Raw genomic sequence first — 16899 nt, forward strand, 5'->3', positions numbered from 1 at the left:
CATCATCACCAGAATTGAACCGTTCGGGTTCCTTTCAGCATTTTTTGAAGCTTATCATGGGACTGGGGGTAATTCACAAGTTTGTCAGCAAAACTCCGGACCAGCTGATAATCATTTTCCTCTCTTCTTGAAATATTGATTCTCGGCAAAATTTTGGAATAGATGAGTTCGTCCATTTGCCGGTCTTCAACTGCTTCAAATCGGGCAAGGAATTGCATCAACTGTTTTAAACCCCTGCTGTTTAAGCGGATATTAGGGATCGTTTCCAGCTCCTTCGATAAGATAATAATTTCTTTTGCAATAGATTCCACATCTTCCAGTGGCTGCTGTGGCTCCGAGAATTGCTCAAGTGTCATTTCAATTTTTCCAGTTTGTACATTTTCCTTTAACTCTTTTTCAATCTCTTCTGCATTTTGTATATGGTTCAACTCGATAATTAGACTTCGGTCGATCACCTTTGGACTGAGAGGCTTCACTGTATGGTCCATGTTCAGAGTCCCGATAAAGCGAACATTTTCAGGTATGAAAAATTCATAAGGGTAGCGGTGAATTAGTTCCGCAGCATTCAACCATTTTTCTTTGTCCTGACCACCTTGATGGTCCGATTCAACCAAGCTAACGGCATCATCAAAATAACGCTTGCTGTACAAGCGGATGGACGGCTTTTTCTGTTCGCGTGCACTCAAGAACTCTGAAAAGTAATATTCCACATGGGCCAAGTTCATTTCATCCAGACAAAGGAGATAAAGATGGTCCGGATTCTCTTTTGCGTCGGCAAGGGCTTCCAAGAACGGGGACGCCACAAAACGTTTTTCAATAGGATTGAAATAACCGAGCAGGTCCTGCGTATCGGTCCAACTGGACTGGACTGGGATCATCCGGACAACGGCATTTTTGATGGCCTGAGCCATGGCGTTAACAATACTCGATTTCCCTGTACCCGAAGGCCCGGACAAAATAACGAGAATATTAGACTGCAATCCTTTTAGAAAGGATTCAATCACAAATTCGTCATAGATAAGGTTATCATCTGAATTATGGTATAAGAGACTTTGAAGCAGCTTAACCTGATTTTTCTTATCCCACTTTAAGGTTGGGATAGATTCCATCTCCTCGTCCAGTTCTTCAAGGACAAGCAGCTCTTTGGCCCGATTTAACAAGCGGGTCCACTTTTGTTCCTGTTCATTTAGCTGTTTATCCCGTTCTTGGTAATCTTTTTCCCTTTTAATCAAGTCAATTTCCTTTTGTGTGTATTCTCTGTCCTTTTGTTCTAGTTCCAGAAAAGTAGAACTGGACGTTAATAAAAATCTTTCAGCCAACATCTTTTCGAAGTCATTCCCGAAGTGATCTTCTGCCGCATTGACCAGCACTGGCCCCCCAATGGAATGGATTAGGTTGTAAAAGGACAAGGGTATTTCCTGATAGGTACTCAAATCGAAGGTAATCAATTCATTCAGGTGCCGTTCATCATAAGCACCCTTGTAGGAGGCAGAAAACAGCATTCCTGGGTTTAATGGTTCCTTAAAGCGGCTTTCTTGTATAACGGACTCCACAACCCACATGTTTAACGGGTCTAGGGGGTGATCATACGGAACAAAACCCTCTTCCGCCGGTTTCATAACTTGCGCTGTCACTTTCAATCTTTGAATCTCCGCTTTATCCGTAAAAGTTTCGTAACTATCTAATCGAAAAACTAGCGTTGTTCCAAACCATTTTTTCTTTAACTTTTTAACAAACCGATTTAGGGTATCACGAGTTAGTTCATTTTGGTTGTATTCCTCGCGTAACGTTTCCATATCTATTCCCTTTTCCGTTTGTACCCATTCCTCAAAGGTCAGTTTTGGAGTCTTTATTTCTGTCTCTGTCTGCATTTGCGCAACCTCCTAATTTTAAAAAATACCTCTTATTTCATCTTAGATGTTTATTGCTTTATCGGCAATATTACCTAATTTGTTTATTAGAAATTGTGACAATTATTCTTCTTCATGCTTTGTCCAAGAAGTTTTATGGGGATCAAGAGTCAGATTTTCTGCTTCTGGGATAAAGAATTTTTCAATTCTATTTAATGCACTATCGACAGTGGAAGGAGATAGTTTTACATTATTAATCAAAATCTATGAGTCTAGATATTACCTCAATTGTGAAAATGCTTTTGAATAATCGCATTCAAGATGGAAAATCCATGCAAATGAAAAATCTGCAGCGGACTGCGGAGCAGATTGGCAGAGTATTGCTTGTCGGGAGTAGGTAACATTCTTTATGATAAGAGATATAACCTGTTTGGAGAAGCCGTGGGGACGGCTCTGGACGAGATTCACCCCTGAGGCACAATGGAGGAATGGATATGTTAGCTGCGATTGAAGCTGGAGGAACGAAATTTGTTTGTGCGGTGGGAGATGAAACGGGCAAGATTATGGACCGAATTCAGATCCCCACCACTGTACCAGAAGAAACCATTTCAAAAGTGATTGCCTTTTTTAAAAAATATCCCGCCAAAGCAATCGGGATTGGTTCTTTTGGGCCGATTGATGTCAACCCGGAAAGCGCCACATATGGAAACATTACTTCAACTCCAAAATTGGCATGGAGAGATTACCCGTTTGTCAAAACCTTTCAAGATGCTTTCTCTGTCCCGGTCGGATTTACCACCGATGTGAATGCGGCTGCTTTAGGGGAAGTTTCCCTGGGTGCGGCGAAAGGATTGGACAGCTGTTTGTATATGACGGTTGGTACCGGTATTGGTGCCGGTGCGATTGTCCAAGGGAACTTGCTGCAAGGACTTTCCCATTCTGAAATGGGACATATCCTGATTAGGCGCCACCCACACGACCGATTTGAAGGGAATTGCCCGTATCACCAGGATTGTTTTGAAGGGCTGGCCTCCGGGCCGGCAATTGAAGCCAGGTGGGGCCAAAAGGGAGTAGAGCTGGCGGAACGGCAGGATGTTTGGCAATTAGAAGGCTACTATTTGGCTCAAGCGCTTATGCAGTATATACTGATTCTTTCGCCTAAAAAAGTCATCATCGGCGGGGGAGTAATGAAGCAAAAGCAGGTATTTTCCTATGTCTATCAGTACCTGCCGGAGCTTGTGAATGATTACGTTAAATTACCAGAGCTTTCAACCTATATTGTAAGTCCCGGACTAGGAGACGATGCGGGGATTACTGGAGCTCTTCTATTGGCCCATCAAGCGTTGAAACAGGGAGTTTAATAAGGCTGCTGTGCATTCGTGTGAACGAGGTAGATAGTCGGATGGAACTATGATAAGGTATAGGAGTGTTTTGTGGCACCTGTAATCCATTTATCAATTGTACTGATTACAGGTGATGCTAAAGGGTATCGTATAGGAGGATTTATTTCAATGGTATATAAAGAACCGATTTTTTTACAGCCGGTTTTCCAAGAAAGAATTTGGGGCGGCAAGAAGTTAAAAACCGAATTTCACTATGACATTACTTCAGACCACACTGGTGAAGCTTGGGTGATTTCTGCCCATCCACATGGTCCAAGTGTGATTAAAAACGGACCGTTGGCGGGAAAAACGTTAGCGGAAGCGTGGGAAAACCATGGTGAACTTTTTCATAAATCGGCAGGAAATCAAGAAGAATATCCATTGCTAGTGAAAATATTGGATGCGGCAGATGACCTTTCTGTGCAAGTGCATCCCAACGACCAGTTTGCCAGGGAAGTGGAGAATGTCCCATACGGCAAAACGGAGTGCTGGTATGTGGTGAGTGCCGAAGAGGGCGCCGAGCTTGTGTTGGGCCATACAGCCAACTCAAAAGAAGAGTTAGAAACGCTGGTCGATAACGGTGAATGGGACCAACTGCTGAGAAAGGTCAAAGTGAAAGCTGGGGATTTTGTTTATGTCCCAAGCGGAACGATTCATGCGATTGGGAAGGGAATTGTGATTCTGGAAACCCAGCAGAGCTCCGATATTACTTACCGTGTATATGATTATGACCGGACGGATGCGGCAGGCAATCAACGTGAGCTGCATTTGGAGAGATCGAAACAAGTAACCACCGTGCCGCATGCCGATGCCGTTGTGGAGCAAAGCGAAGTGGTAATTGGTGATTTAGTCGAGAAAAAGCTCGTCGAGGAGCAATATTTTACGGTTTATCACTGGAAATTAAATGGTGAAGTAACCCGTACCCTTGACCATGATTTTTTGCAAGTAAGTGTGATTGATGGGGCTGGGGAGATTTCTGTAGGCGGAAAATTGTTTGAAATTCAGAAAGGTACCAATTTCATTGTGCCGTACGGGATTGGCACCTATAAAATGAGCGGAAATGCGGAATTTATTGTGTCGCATGTATAACCCTGGCTCTCGTCTTCGTTGCCACATTATGATAAAAGTAAGAAAGACCTGTGATTTGTCACAGGTCTTTTCTATATCTATCTAAAACAAAATGGTATGTATGGTGATTTAATCAAACATGTATTTAAACCTCAATTATTTTATATCATTTCCATTCGGATGTTTTCGAGACAGGTCTAACGGCCCGTTTAAACAAATGATTAATTAATTCCAAAGGCAGAGAAATTTGTTAAAATAAGTTTTGAGGGACATGAAAAATGGGTCGAACCTCTTTGTTCGACAATATATTATTATGATAGGAGCACAAATGTTGATCTACCCTATCATTCCTTCGGTTCTAACCAAACAATTATTTGAATCCCGGCTTTTTCATAAATAGGAGTGGTTGAAATGAAAGTAAATAAACTAATGATACTTCTTATGCTTGTAGGATCTAATTTAGTAGGGTGCTCTCTATCTTCGCAGATTACCTCAACAAAGAATAGCGCGGCGGCTGTAGAAAAAAAGAATGATGTAACCAGCTATAAACAAGAAATGAACGATTACCTAAACTCGTTGGGTGATGCATTCGATCAATTTGGCTCATTAAATGGAGACGCGGCAGCGGATGATTCTATCATGACAAACCCAGATTGGATTGAGCAAATGAAGGATGCCCTTCGGCAAATGGATGTAGCTATAACCGATATTCGGGCTACTGAGCCTCCTGAAGAAATGGAAGATTCCCATGAGGAAATTTTGAGCGCTATGGATGAAGTGGAATTTGTGGTTATCAATTATCCGAAAATAATGGAGCATTATGATTATAATTTGCTGGTTGAATGCAAAAATGCCCTTGAACGGAGCTCTGATGATATTGATCAAGCGATTGCATTAAGTGAATAAAACTAATATCTGTGCTTGGCACAACTTTATAGGTACAGTTGACAGCTGCAAGCTTCTCCATTTCCTATAAATGATAAGTATGATGTGACTATTGAATTGTTAGTAAAAAAATCGAAATGAACGGGAGCAGGAGGCAGTTATGATTCAGTTGGAAGAATATGAACACGAAATAATTAAAGAAATAGCAAGAGATGAAGAAAAGCCTAGTATAGTTTCACAGGCACTTGAAATGGCCGGAAAACCAGTAGGTGCCATTATGGAATTGGCTAACAATAGTAAATTTGGAATTGTCCAAAAGGTTACCACTACCGTAAATTCTGCCGTAGAGGAAGGTATAAAAAAAACCATTACCATTTCTAATACACTAATTAGTGAAAAGGATGTTATTAAAGAATATAGAAAAAGAAATGTTGCAATTGAAAGTACAAAGGATATTAGTAACCAAGTAGTGCCCATGAAAGTTATGGATGAAGTAGCTGATTCCTACCAATATAGTAATGCGTTATTCGTCGGGCTTGAAGGAGCAGTTATGGGATTAGCTACAACACTTGCAGAAGGAATACCATTTGCTCAATTAGCCATACCAGCTATAGTGGCTGCCGATGTTTCGGCCTCCATGATATTTTTATCACGCCATATTAACCAAGTTGCAACCAGTTATGGATACGATTCTTCTGACCCTGTTAATATTGTGCATTTACTATCTGCAATGGCCCCTACAGCATCAACACAGGATGAAGGATTCCTGGGAGTCAAGGCTGTAGTATTTAAAGAAATGAGGGATGCTAAACAGTTCTTATTAAAAAATGCTGGAAATATGACAGCTGAAATCCTAGAGAAGCAAGTCCCAAGTATTGTGAGATTGATAACAAATGTGGCTGAGAGATTGGGTATTACTATCGTTGAAAAAGAACTTGGATTGCTTGTTCCTATTGCTGGTTCTTTACTAAATGGTTCTGTAAACGTATTATTTCAACAATTCAATCACAGCAATGCAAAAAACTATTTTAGAAGAGTAATACTAGAAGAAAAATATGGTATTGAGGAAATTAAAAGAGCAATTGAAGTTGAAAAAGAAAAATTGAGAGCAATTCCGGTTTAATACAGGTGCCTGGCACCACCCGAACTAAAATGAAGAGTTAGAAGCGATGGTCGATAACGGTGAATGGGACAAGCTGCTTAGAAAGGTCAAAGTAAAAGAAGGGGGATTTCGTTTACGTCCCAAGCGGAATGGTTCATGCGATTGGGAAGGGAATTGTGGTTCCGGAGCTCCAGCAGAGTTCTGACATCATCTCCCGTGTTTATGATTATGACCGGTCGGATGAGCAGGCAATCAACGTGAGCTGCATTTGGAGAGAGCAAAACAAGTAACCACCGTGCCGCATGCCGATGCGGTTGTGGAGCAAAACGAAGTGGTGATTGGTGATTTAGTCGAGAAGAAGCTTGTCGAGGAGCAATATTTTACGGTTTATCACTGTAAATTAAATGGTGAAGTGACCCGGATACTTGACCATGATTTCTTGCAAGTAAGTGTGATTGATGGGGCTGGGGAAATCTCAGTTGATGGAAAGTCATTTGAGATTCACAAAGGCACCCATTTTATTTTGCTGTACGGGATTGTCACCTATTAAATTAGCGGGAATGCGGAGTTTATTGTGTCACAAGTGTAAACTACCTTATGATAAATGTAAGAATGACCTGTGGAATGTCACAGGTCATTTTTATTTTTGAAATTCATTTATGAGTATCAATGGAACACCAGGAATTAAGGACAATTTAAAGACATGTCGCAAATTCGAAGTCCTCAGTATAATGAAGATGTAATATTCAAAAAAGTCAAAATTATAGGAGGGAAGTAGAATGAAGACAGAATCGAAAACAACATCACATGTAGTATCCACGCAAAAAAAGAGCTTTTTGAGTTTCTTGGGACCAGCGCTTATCACGTCTGCATTAGTTCTCGGGCCGGGCAGCATTACGTTGTCAACTAAAATTGGGGCTATTTATGGTTCCCAGCTGATCTGGACATTGATTTTGGCCGTCATCCTCATGATGGCGTACACCGAAATGAGCACAAGGGTCGGTATTGCGTCTAAAGATAGCTTTATTACTGCCATGAAAATGAAATGGGGTAAAGCCGCCGGCGTAATTATTGGCATAGGCTCCTGTTTAGTCACCGCATCTTTCCAAGCCGGAAACGCCATCGGCACCGGTATTGCAATTTCGGGCATGACCAACATGAACCCGAAAATCTGGATCATTGCCTTCACAGTTATCGGTATTGCGCTTCTGTATACAAAGGAGTTTTACAAGATTCTCGAAAAATTAATGCTGGTCCTTGTGGCGATTATGCTGATTGCGTTCCTAATCACAGTCATCCTCGTTCAACCTTCCATCTCCGATATCGCAAAGGGCTTTGTGCCGGTTATGCCAAAAGGCAGTATTGGACTTATCATAGCTTTGTTTGCCACTAGCTTTTCCATTGTCGGCGCCGTTTACCAATCCTATCTTGTGAAAGAAAAAGGCTGGCAGATGGCGGACATGAAGTCGGGGCGAAAAGAATCGTTCCTTGGGATTTTCCTTCTTGGCTTTATTTCTTTTCTTATTATGATTACAGCCGCAACCATTCTCAAACCGAAGGGAATCGTTGTGAATAATGCGACAGAAATGGGGATGGCGCTGGAGCCATCGTTCGGGTCTTGGTCGACCTTCGTGTTTATGCTTGGTCTGTTTGGCGCCTCCTTTTCCTCACTGATTGGGAATGCCACCATTGGAGGATCCATGCTTGCCGACGGCTTTGGCTTGGGGGATAGTCTGTCCAACAAAACGGTTAAGCTGCTGATTGTGCTGGTCATCCTGTTTGGCTCCGCTGTCTCTTTGATTTTTGGCTCGGCGCCATTAAACCTGATTATTTTTGCCCAGGCAATCACGATCATTATCGTACCGTTCATTGCCGTGGCGATTCTTGTTTTGGCCAATGACGCCAAGGTGATGGGCGAGCTGAAAAATAAGTGGCTGAGCAACCTGCTTGGAATTGTTGGTCTGTTAGTCCTCTTGTATTTGGCTTTCAACAACTTAAAAACAATATTCTTCTCGTAAAGGAGACATAAGTATGTGGACAGTAGATGAACTAGAAGAATTTATGTCGGCTCCGTCCGATGCATTGATTGAAGACATGAAACGATTGGATGGGAACATCTTGATTTTAGGCGTGGGCGGCAAAATGGGACCGACGCTTGCCAAATTGGCCAAACGTGCGATCGATGCCGCCGGGGTTTCCAAACGGGTGATTGGCGTTTCCCGGTTTTCCTCCGGAACATTAAAGCAGGAGCTGGAGGCGGCAGGCATCGAAACGATTGCAGCCGACCTTTTGGACGAAGAACAGTTAAACAGCCTACCTTTTGAAAAAAACATCGTCTATATGGCGGGCAACAAATTCGGAACGACAGGAAATGAGCACTTCACGTGGGCAATGAACACGTATCTTCCTGGCAGGGTAGCGGAACATTTCAAGGGTGCACGGATTGTGGCGTTCTCGACCGGGAATGTTTACCCGCTCGTTCCTGTCTTGCGTGGGGGCTGCGATGAATCGGTAGCGCCGAACCCGGTTGGGGAATATGGCCAATCGTCATTGGGCCGCGAACGTGTCTTTACTTATTTTTCCCATCGGGACCAGACTCCGCTAGCGATTTTCCGGTTGAATTACGCAATTGATATGCGTTATGGGGTTCTGCATGAAATTGCCAAATCGGTGTTCCATCAAAGGCCGATTGATTTATCGATGGGCCATGTCAACGTCATTTGGCAAGGGGACGCCAATGAGTACGCATTGCGCTCATTGGTGATTGCGAATACGCCACCGGAGATTCTAAACGTCACCGGCCCTGAAACGCTTTCCGTCCGCTGGCTGGCAACGGAATTCGGCAAGCTGTTAGGCATCGAACCCGTATTTGCAGGGGTGGAGAACGAGACGGCTTTATTGAACAACTCCAGCAAGGCCCATAAACTGTTCGGGTACCCAAGGGTTTCGATTCGCGAGATGATTAACTGGACGGCAGAATGGGTCGCCAATGATGGGGAAACGATTAACAAACCGACGCATTTCCAGGAAAGAAAGGGGCAGTTCTAATGGCGCTTTCGCAGGAAAAAAAGGCGCTGCTCTTTGAAGGCACTGTCATTCCGGCACATCCGCTCGCGTTGACGGAGAACAAACAATTGGATGTGGAAAGCCAGCGCCGCCTGACCCGCTATTATATTGAAGCGGGAACGGGTGGAGTGGCTGTCGGGGTTCACACCACCCAGTTTGAAATCCGTGACCCCGCTTTTCAACTGTATGAACCGGTGCTTCGTCTAGCAGCAGAAGAGATTGACGCGGCCCAATTGACCCGGCCATTTTTAAAAATAGCGGGTGTTTGCGGGCCTACGGGGAAAGCAATTCAGGAAGCGATGGTGGCCAAATCGTTAGGGTATGACCTGGCCTTGTTAAGCAATGGTGGCTTAAACGATTATTCTGAAGCAGAATTATTGGAGCGGACGAGGCTTGTCGCGGAAGTCCTGCCGGTGTTTGGATTTTACCTGCAGCCAGCGGTCGGCGGACGGGTACTCAGCTATGAGTTTTGGCGCGAGTTTGCAGAAATTCCGGGTGTGCTGGCCATCAAAATGGCTCCGTTTAACCGGTACCAAACACTTGATGTCGTCAAGGCCGTCTGTGAGTCGAGCCGCCGTGAGGAAATTGCACTTTACACCGGTAATGACGATAATATCGTGATTGACTTATTTTCCACTTACCAGTTTAACAATCTAGAAAAGTCGATTGTCGGCGGGTTGCTGGGCCACTGGGCGGTTTGGACCCGACAAGTGGTCGAGATGTTTGATGAAATTAAGCTGGCACGTCAGTCAGGTTTCATTGACAAGAAGTGGTTGCTGCTGGCCCAGCAAATTACTGATGCCAATGCTGCCTTTTTCGACAGCAAGAATTCCTTCAAAGGAAGCATTGCTGGCATCAATGAGGTACTCACGCGCCAAGGTCTCTTGCGTGGCAATTGGTGCTTGGCGGCACATGAGGTATTAAGCCCTGGTCAATCTGAGGAAATCAGCCGGGTTTATCAAGCATACCCGCATTTGCATGACGATGAATTTGTTCAATCATTTTTATCTAAACAAACGGTATAATGGACGAAAAGGGCACATCGGACTGGTGTGTCTTTCCTTCGGATGGGGGGGAACAAATGGTTACAATGGTTAAGGTCGGGGTGATTGGCCCCACATGGATTCGTGAATCGCTGGAAAGATGTTTCGAACAGTTTCCTTCACTGCAACCCATCTTCCGGCTGTCCGATCGGTTGATAGACAGCAAAGAGTTTGTCCGGACACTCCAGGATGAGGTGGATTGTTTATTTTTCTCAGGAAGAATCCCTTATTTAGTCGCAAAAAATGAAATTCCCGGCCACCTGTCTTCCCATTATATTCCTTTGAAAGGGGCAGGGCTGTATCAGGCCCTGTACAGGCTGGGTAAAAAACGGGATATCCAGTATGTAAGTTTTGATGGCTTGCAGCAACGCCACGTTGAGTTGGTGAAAAAATCGCTGGAGGAAACGTTTCAGTTTGACTTATATGATAGGACAATTTCCATAGAGGACCTCGATGAAATAGTCAATTTCCATGTGCAAAATACCGCGGAGCATCCTGATGGAGTGGTAATTACGAGCATAAAAATCGTGAGCGAGCGGTTAACGGCACAAGGGATCCTTAATGAGTGGCTGAAGCCGTCCGAAGAGGACATGATTGTTTCACTAGAACGCTTATTGCTGGCTACTACTCAACGGCAGCAAAAGGAGACTCAGATTGTATTTGGCCGGATCCAAATCGACAACCCGTCATCCCTATTCAAGGAATTTGACACTGAACATCAACTTCAAAAAAGGAATCAAGATGTCTACCGGATGTTCCTCGACTTTGCAGAACAAATAGAGGGGTATTTGACGGCGATTAGCGGTAATGAATATCTATTTGTCACCCAACGTGGCACATTTGAACGGGTGACCGAAGGGTATAAGTATCTTCCACTTTTGGAAGTTGCCAAACACAGGCTGAATATGAATCTATCAATCGGAATCGGGTTTGGGACAACTCCGATTGAGGCCGGGTCACATGCAAGGCTGGCGCTTTTTCAAGCGGTGGACCAGGGCGGGGGCTGCAGCTTTATTGTCCGTGAAGATCGGTCGGTGTTCGGCCCGATTGATTTGGTCACCCCAGTAAAATACCATTTATCTGTCACAGATAAACTGATGTTGCAGCAAGCCGAAGAAACGGGTATGAATGCGACCCATTTGGAAAAAACGATAGCAATGATGAAGCGTAAAGGACACAGTAGCTTTACCGCCCAAGAAATGGCAGGTATTCTCGGTATTACGACAAGGAGCGCCCACAGAATCGTGCAATCCTGGCTCGACACCGGCCTCATCCACGTTGTCGGAATGGAAAAAATTACAAGGCGTGGTCGCCCAAGACAGATATTTGCCTTTAAGAACGGAGGAGATGTTGATTGAATCAGAACTATGGGGACCGTTCTTCTGGTCTATTCTCCAGTCAGAGTTTGAAGATCGGCATGGTGGGACTGGATACGTCGCATTGTGAAATTTTTACGAAATTGTTAAATGATACGACTGACCCGTATCATGTGTCTGGCGGGCAGTTAACACACGCCATCCCTGCTTTTTCACCGGATCTTCCCTTAAGCCATAATCGGGTAGGGCAGTATCGGGACATTGTGACAAGAAAGTACGAGGTTCTTTTGACAGAGGATTTGGAGGAAATGATGTCAGCCGTGGATGCAGTCTTATTGACCACGGTGGATGGACGCAATCACCTCAAGTGGTATCGGAAACTTGTTTCCTATCAAAAACCGATTTTTATCGATAAACCAATTGTCCTGAGCAGTGCGGAGATGGATGAAGTGATCCGTCTGGCTAATGAGTACGGTACACCGACTTTTAGTTCTTCTTCTTTGCGCTTTGCGGAAGCGGTCGTTAAGGCAGAAGGGCTAGAGTTCGAGAGAGGATATCTTTATGGGCCATTGCCGCTGCAGGACGCGATGCCGGGCTACTTTTGGTATGGCATCCATCTGCTGGAAATGATGGTGACGCTATTTGGGCTGGACGTCAAGGGGCTTCACCGTGAAACGAGAGAAAACTACGAACAACTCTTCATCTCTTTTACAAATGGGAGAGAAGTCATCCTTCAAGCAGACTACGAGTGGCATGCCCGGTTCGGTGCTGTTCTCCACACGAAAGATGATACTTGCTCCATTGAGCTGTGGAAGGAAGAAAAGCCCTATTATGCGAGTTTACTAGAGAACATCGTAAACTTTTTCCAAACAGGCTGTCCTCCCGTTACCCTCCAGGAAACCGCAGGCATTATAAAGCTAATCGAAGAAATCAATGGACTGACAAAATAGAACCATAGGGCGGTTCCAGTGGCCAAGTAGCCGGTAGAACCGTCCCGGTGGTTACCAGTTTATCTTCAGTTATTTCCCTTAGCACTATAATCGGTCTTTAACCAGCCAATTGGGCTCAAATTCACCTTGTTTGCACCCGCATATTCTGTAAGTGTTGGCACCACACGATTTAAAGGAAGCACGGTATAGGTATAAGGCAAACGCTCATTATACCTATATTCGAAGCTAAATGGCTCAGATGGAGGATTCATTTTGCTCATCATTTCGCTTCCGACAATATGAGAGGACCATGCCCAATTTCCAATCGTGGACTTGTCATACCAGGTGAATCCTTTCGTAAACAGGTTTTCTCCATTGTTGTCCCAGCTGCTTCCTGTATATGTCCCGTATTGATTGGTGACTTGGGAGTTCACTATTAAATTGCGGTTATAAGCGCTATGGAATAACGTATCCCAAGGGGCCTCCATGTAATTTGTATCCAATCCTTGAATTTCAGCGCCTGTGATCGGTTCGTTAATATCATTAAAAACGCTGGTATCTGTTGCAACGGAAGCGCCGTTTCGGGCATTCAGTGCCCGTGACAATTGATCGGTTCCAAATTCAGCAATCGCTGGGACCTTTTCCAAAATGTCATAATGGGTGGAGTTGTCTAGATACAAGTTGTAGGAATGGCCCGTGCCTTGGCGGATCATAGGTACCCTTTGCCCAACATTAGTATAGGTGTTATAAGCAAGCGTGAGCCGGATTCTTTGATTGCCATCTTTGTAATCCAAACCACTGCCCGACACATAGTTCACATAGTCTTTGTCGCCAGATCCCGTTAGATGGACCTTGCTGTGATAGGCGGCATAGGCCATAATCTCTTCTTTGGTCGCTCCGCCATTCCTCATGTTATAGTACACACTATCGGTATTTAATTGACCAGCCACATATTTTTCTTCCATAAATTGAATCGTTTGATAGATATCACTATCAATTGACGGATTTTCAGTTCCCGGCAACCCGAACTCAGACCAGGAGATGGTGATATTGGAGCCGCCGTTCTCCGTATCAATTAATCCATCGGCTGCAATCGTAAATTTAGAATGGTCGATCCATACATTATTAGCCCCATTGATTTTGATATAGGTCCAGCCCACTTCCTTATGTTTACCCGTATCATCCCATTGCCACATTCCATCAAAATTCAAGTTTCGGATGACGATATCGTTCGCAGATCTTTGCAAATTCAGTTCTGCGGACCGAATGGTTTTCCCTTTTTTGGAAAAGATGGTTAACCCATCGACACCATCAACTTTTAATTGTGAAACACCGGAGGCAGCTAGTTTTGGGTTGGTAAATCCATACTGTGGATCCCGATATTTGGTGATGAACCGATACTTTTTGGCTTCGTCTGAACTAAGATTTAAATTTTTCCAACCAAAGTTCAAATCTTTCGCCACTTCGATGACTTTCACATTTCCGGCCTGTGCATCCAAAATCGCCTGTAAAAATTCTCTTTCGGTTTTCACCTGGCGATAATAGGGGGTATCGATGTATTGGCTTCGGTCATTCACCCCTAATGAGGCATAACCAGAGACGGATAGAAAACTATTGTCATAATCTTTGATATACCTTGTTGTATTGGGAATCGAATCGATTTCTGCTGCCTTCACTACTCCATTTCCACCAATCAAAAACGGTGAGGTAATAAGGGACAAAGCTAGAGCCCCTATCACGGCTTGTTTCCATTTCATTGAGAAACACCTTCCTGTCATTTTTAAATGTATGTAAGTCTGGATTGCGAACTGAGAAGCTTCTCCTCCACACCTCCTTAAAGGGACGACCTCATTTCGCTGGGTCTTGTGCAAACCCTTTCATTTTTGCTGACCAAAAACTTTACCCCATTAAAGCCCTAAACAATATAAGTATAGCAACCTCGTTATTACATATTTTGTCTGCATGATCCGATAATGTTTACATTTTCGGATGAAACAAAGGAAGGGCGACTTTTTTACTAAAACGTTTACTATTTCGTCATTGGAGTGGTATTAAAGTAGTAATTATTTGTTAAAGGGAGGAAATAGGTGGATTAATATGTAATAAAAGGTAAATATTACTCATGGAACTGGGGGGATGGATCGTTGGTACAAAGGGTAAGTGTTTCTTTACGTGACAGGCCTTTTTATATGGATCGTTTTATTGGGGATGGTCCATCCATGACCACATACCACCTGCACCAGGACTACGAAATTTATTATTTGTGCAAAGGGGAAAGGATTTACCTCATTAATGGAGAAGAGTACGTGGTGAAGAATCAACATCTAGTTTTTATCGATAAAAATGTGATCCATAAAACGGTGTTAAAGAATCATCAGCCGTATGAGCGAATCGTTGTTAACTTTAGAGAGAGTTTTTTGAATGAGAGCGAACAGGTCCTGTTAGCGCCTCTTTTTGAAAATGGCCCGCATATTCTGCCGATTCCTCCAAGCAAGAGAGAATTCATCAACAGCATGATAATGAGGCTATTCGAGGAGTATCAAAAAAATCTAACGGGAAGGGAGATGTACCTTCAATCTTTGTTGTCCCTATTATTAATTGAGAGTAACAGATTGTTAGAGGCGGCATGTCCCCCACAAACAGCGAAAGCTTCTGAACACCATCAAAATAAAAACGAAATTGAAAAGATTATCACTTTTATCAACAATGAATATGCGCATGACATTTCGCTTGGTTCACTTTCCTATCATTTTCATTTAAATGAGCAGTATATCAGCCGATTATTCAAAAAATACACGGGGTGCAGTTTTATTGACTACTTGCATGCCATCCGTATCAATGAGGCCAAAAGATATTTAAATGAAACGACCAAGAAAGTGAATCAAATCGCCAATATGGTGGGGTATACCAATAACGTCCATTTCTGGCGTGTGTTTAAAAAGATAACGGGTATGTCACCTTATCAGTATAGAATGCAAAAACAGGATTGAATGCGGTCCTGTCCTGTGGCTAAAGTGGCCATTCAAGCTTTTCAATACATATAGTATTAAATTTTTGCTAATGAGCGAAATGACCTGCTCCAATAGCGTTCACCCCTTCTCTTCTAAACTTTTAATATACTTTCCACTAGAAAAGGCCAGTTTCTGCTGAATCCGGCCTACCCGCCTTTTTTGCCTTCTAAGCAAGTTCATATTTTACAACAATTGACTTCCGCAGCTCTTTTCTCTTTTATAGCAACCCGCTCGCAGAAACAAGTTTTGAGGAATAGGGAACTTTTTCCTATTGGATTCGTATAGTACTTTATACTCAAATTTAGGAGATGGCTTGTATGCCAATAAAAATGAAACAATGTACCGACTGCCATTCACTATGCAGTAATTCAGCATCAAAATGCCAAAGGTGTGGCGGTGTAAATTTGGTTAAGGGGTCAATTACAACGGAAGAAGAAGCCCGAAAGCGACTAGAAAAGGAAATGGATCAAGGGCAGATGGCCCTTTGTCCAGATTGTTGTTCTCCTGTACCTATTAGAAACGGAAAAGGGTATTGTGTCTATTGCGATGATGAGATATTTACTACAGAACTAGTTTAATAAGCTAAGAATGATTAATTTGATAGAGGAGATGGTAGTTATGGGGTTCTGGAATCGACTTGCCAATGGCGGTTTAGGCAATAGTGGAGGTCTAAAAGGACTATTTGAAGAGGTTAGTGAAATAACGGAAAAAAAGGTATCTTCGGCAAAAAAGTTCCATAAAGAAAATGGAATTCTTTTAACTACTGTTCCGGTAAACGTCGCTATGAAAGCACACGATGCTATAAAAAGTAAAAATAGTAAATATGATAGTAAACCAGCCTTTGGCTCTGTGGTGTATTGTCAGTTAGGTCCTGTGGAACATTCAGGCATCTATGTAGGCAACAACGAAATTGTCCAGCTAAATGGGAAAGGCAAAATTGAAAAGGTAGGTTTAAAAGGATTTACCGGTCATATTACAACGGTCGACTCCGCCATCTATTTCCCTTGTCATGATGAATTTGGGTATGCGTTAGGAATCTCTAGTGCAGGCTCTAGGGCGCTTGATATGGTGGGCAATCGAAGAGATTATCATCTGCTGATGGATAATTGCCATCAATTTAGTTCTGGATGTATAACTGGTGACTTTGAAAATGCCGACAACTTCCTTTGGACACTTAAGGATACCTTTGAGAGAAAGTTTGATTGCACCGTTTTTTGGAAGAGATGGGATTGGTAGAGAAGAACAAA

The 16899-nt window shown here is 43.3% G+C and carries 15 protein-coding genes; 13 read left to right on the plus strand and 2 right to left on the minus strand.

The genetic code is table 11. From position 1 onward, the window contains the following. Nucleotides 1–5: 5 nt before the first annotated feature. Nucleotides 6–1871, minus strand: coding sequence for an McrB family protein (locus ACY8D0_RS10550; RefSeq protein WP_462410464.1), 1866 nt, complete (start codon nucleotides 1869–1871; stop codon nucleotides 6–8). 473 nt (nucleotides 1872–2344) lie between these two features. On the opposite strand from ACY8D0_RS10550, the gene ACY8D0_RS10555 reads away from it, so the two are divergent. The 11 genes from ACY8D0_RS10555 to ACY8D0_RS10605 all read left to right on the plus strand — a co-directional run bounded on the left by ACY8D0_RS10555 (nucleotide 2345) and on the right by ACY8D0_RS10605 (nucleotide 12662). Continuing rightward, a complete protein-coding gene (locus ACY8D0_RS10555; protein WP_462410465.1) occupies nucleotides 2345–3211 on the plus strand; it encodes an ROK family protein in 867 nt (288 codons plus the stop codon). A gap of 150 nt (nucleotides 3212–3361) precedes the next feature. Further along, nucleotides 3362–4321: a mannose-6-phosphate isomerase, class I gene (gene manA / locus ACY8D0_RS10560; RefSeq protein ID WP_462411342.1), complete on the plus strand. Its 960-nt coding sequence runs from the start codon at nucleotides 3362–3364 to the stop codon at nucleotides 4319–4321. 390 nt (nucleotides 4322–4711) lie between these two features. Next, complete coding sequence (locus ACY8D0_RS10565) at nucleotides 4712–5206, plus strand: hypothetical protein (RefSeq protein ID WP_462410466.1); 495 nt, start codon at nucleotides 4712–4714, stop codon at nucleotides 5204–5206. A gap of 139 nt (nucleotides 5207–5345) precedes the next feature. Next, nucleotides 5346–6308, plus strand: a complete 963-nt coding sequence (locus ACY8D0_RS10570; protein ID WP_462410467.1) for an EcsC family protein — start codon at nucleotides 5346–5348, stop codon at nucleotides 6306–6308. A 128-nt stretch (nucleotides 6309–6436) separates the two neighbouring features. Beyond that, on the plus strand, nucleotides 6437–6577 hold the full coding sequence (locus ACY8D0_RS10575) for a hypothetical protein (RefSeq protein WP_462410468.1): 141 nt from the start codon (nucleotides 6437–6439) through the stop codon (nucleotides 6575–6577). Then, complete coding sequence (locus tag ACY8D0_RS10580; RefSeq protein WP_462410469.1) at nucleotides 6556–6837, plus strand: cupin domain-containing protein; 282 nt, start codon at nucleotides 6556–6558, stop codon at nucleotides 6835–6837. Before ACY8D0_RS10575 ends, ACY8D0_RS10580 begins: the two co-directional genes overlap by 22 nt. A gap of 229 nt (nucleotides 6838–7066) precedes the next feature. Further along, nucleotides 7067–8305: an Nramp family divalent metal transporter gene (locus ACY8D0_RS10585; protein WP_462410470.1), complete on the plus strand. Its 1239-nt coding sequence runs from the start codon at nucleotides 7067–7069 to the stop codon at nucleotides 8303–8305. A gap of 13 nt (nucleotides 8306–8318) precedes the next feature. Then, nucleotides 8319–9335 carry an NAD-dependent epimerase/dehydratase family protein gene (locus ACY8D0_RS10590; RefSeq protein ID WP_462410471.1) on the plus strand — a complete coding sequence of 339 codons (1017 nt, stop codon included), beginning with the start codon at nucleotides 8319–8321 and terminating at the stop codon, nucleotides 9333–9335. Beyond that, nucleotides 9335–10378, plus strand: coding sequence for a dihydrodipicolinate synthase family protein (locus ACY8D0_RS10595; RefSeq protein ID WP_462410472.1), 1044 nt, complete (start codon nucleotides 9335–9337; stop codon nucleotides 10376–10378). The genes ACY8D0_RS10590 and ACY8D0_RS10595 overlap by 1 nt, the downstream gene beginning before the upstream one ends. 56 nt (nucleotides 10379–10434) lie before the next feature. After that, nucleotides 10435–11754, plus strand: coding sequence for a GGDEF domain-containing protein (locus tag ACY8D0_RS10600; protein ID WP_462410473.1), 1320 nt, complete (start codon nucleotides 10435–10437; stop codon nucleotides 11752–11754). Beyond that, on the plus strand, nucleotides 11751–12662 hold the full coding sequence (locus ACY8D0_RS10605; RefSeq protein ID WP_462410474.1) for a Gfo/Idh/MocA family oxidoreductase: 912 nt from the start codon (nucleotides 11751–11753) through the stop codon (nucleotides 12660–12662). The genes ACY8D0_RS10600 and ACY8D0_RS10605 overlap by 4 nt, the downstream gene beginning before the upstream one ends. A 65-nt stretch (nucleotides 12663–12727) precedes the next feature. Here the strand turns inward: ACY8D0_RS10605 and ACY8D0_RS10610 are convergent, their stop codons facing one another. Continuing rightward, complete coding sequence (locus tag ACY8D0_RS10610; RefSeq protein WP_462410475.1) at nucleotides 12728–14398, minus strand: pectate lyase family protein; 1671 nt, start codon at nucleotides 14396–14398, stop codon at nucleotides 12728–12730. Between the two features lie 387 nt (nucleotides 14399–14785). Between ACY8D0_RS10610 and ACY8D0_RS10615 the strand changes: the two genes are divergently transcribed. Together ACY8D0_RS10615 and ACY8D0_RS10620 are read left to right on the plus strand one after the other, a co-directional pair. Next, nucleotides 14786–15631 (plus strand): helix-turn-helix transcriptional regulator, encoded by an 846-nt coding sequence (locus tag ACY8D0_RS10615; protein ID WP_462410476.1) that lies wholly within the window; start codon nucleotides 14786–14788, stop codon nucleotides 15629–15631. A 639-nt stretch (nucleotides 15632–16270) separates the two neighbouring features. Next, nucleotides 16271–16888 carry a C40 family peptidase gene (locus tag ACY8D0_RS10620; protein ID WP_462410477.1) on the plus strand — a complete coding sequence of 206 codons (618 nt, stop codon included), beginning with the start codon at nucleotides 16271–16273 and terminating at the stop codon, nucleotides 16886–16888. The last annotated feature ends 11 nt before the right edge of the window (nucleotides 16889–16899 follow it).

This window comes from Neobacillus camarae, assembly GCF_054950115.1.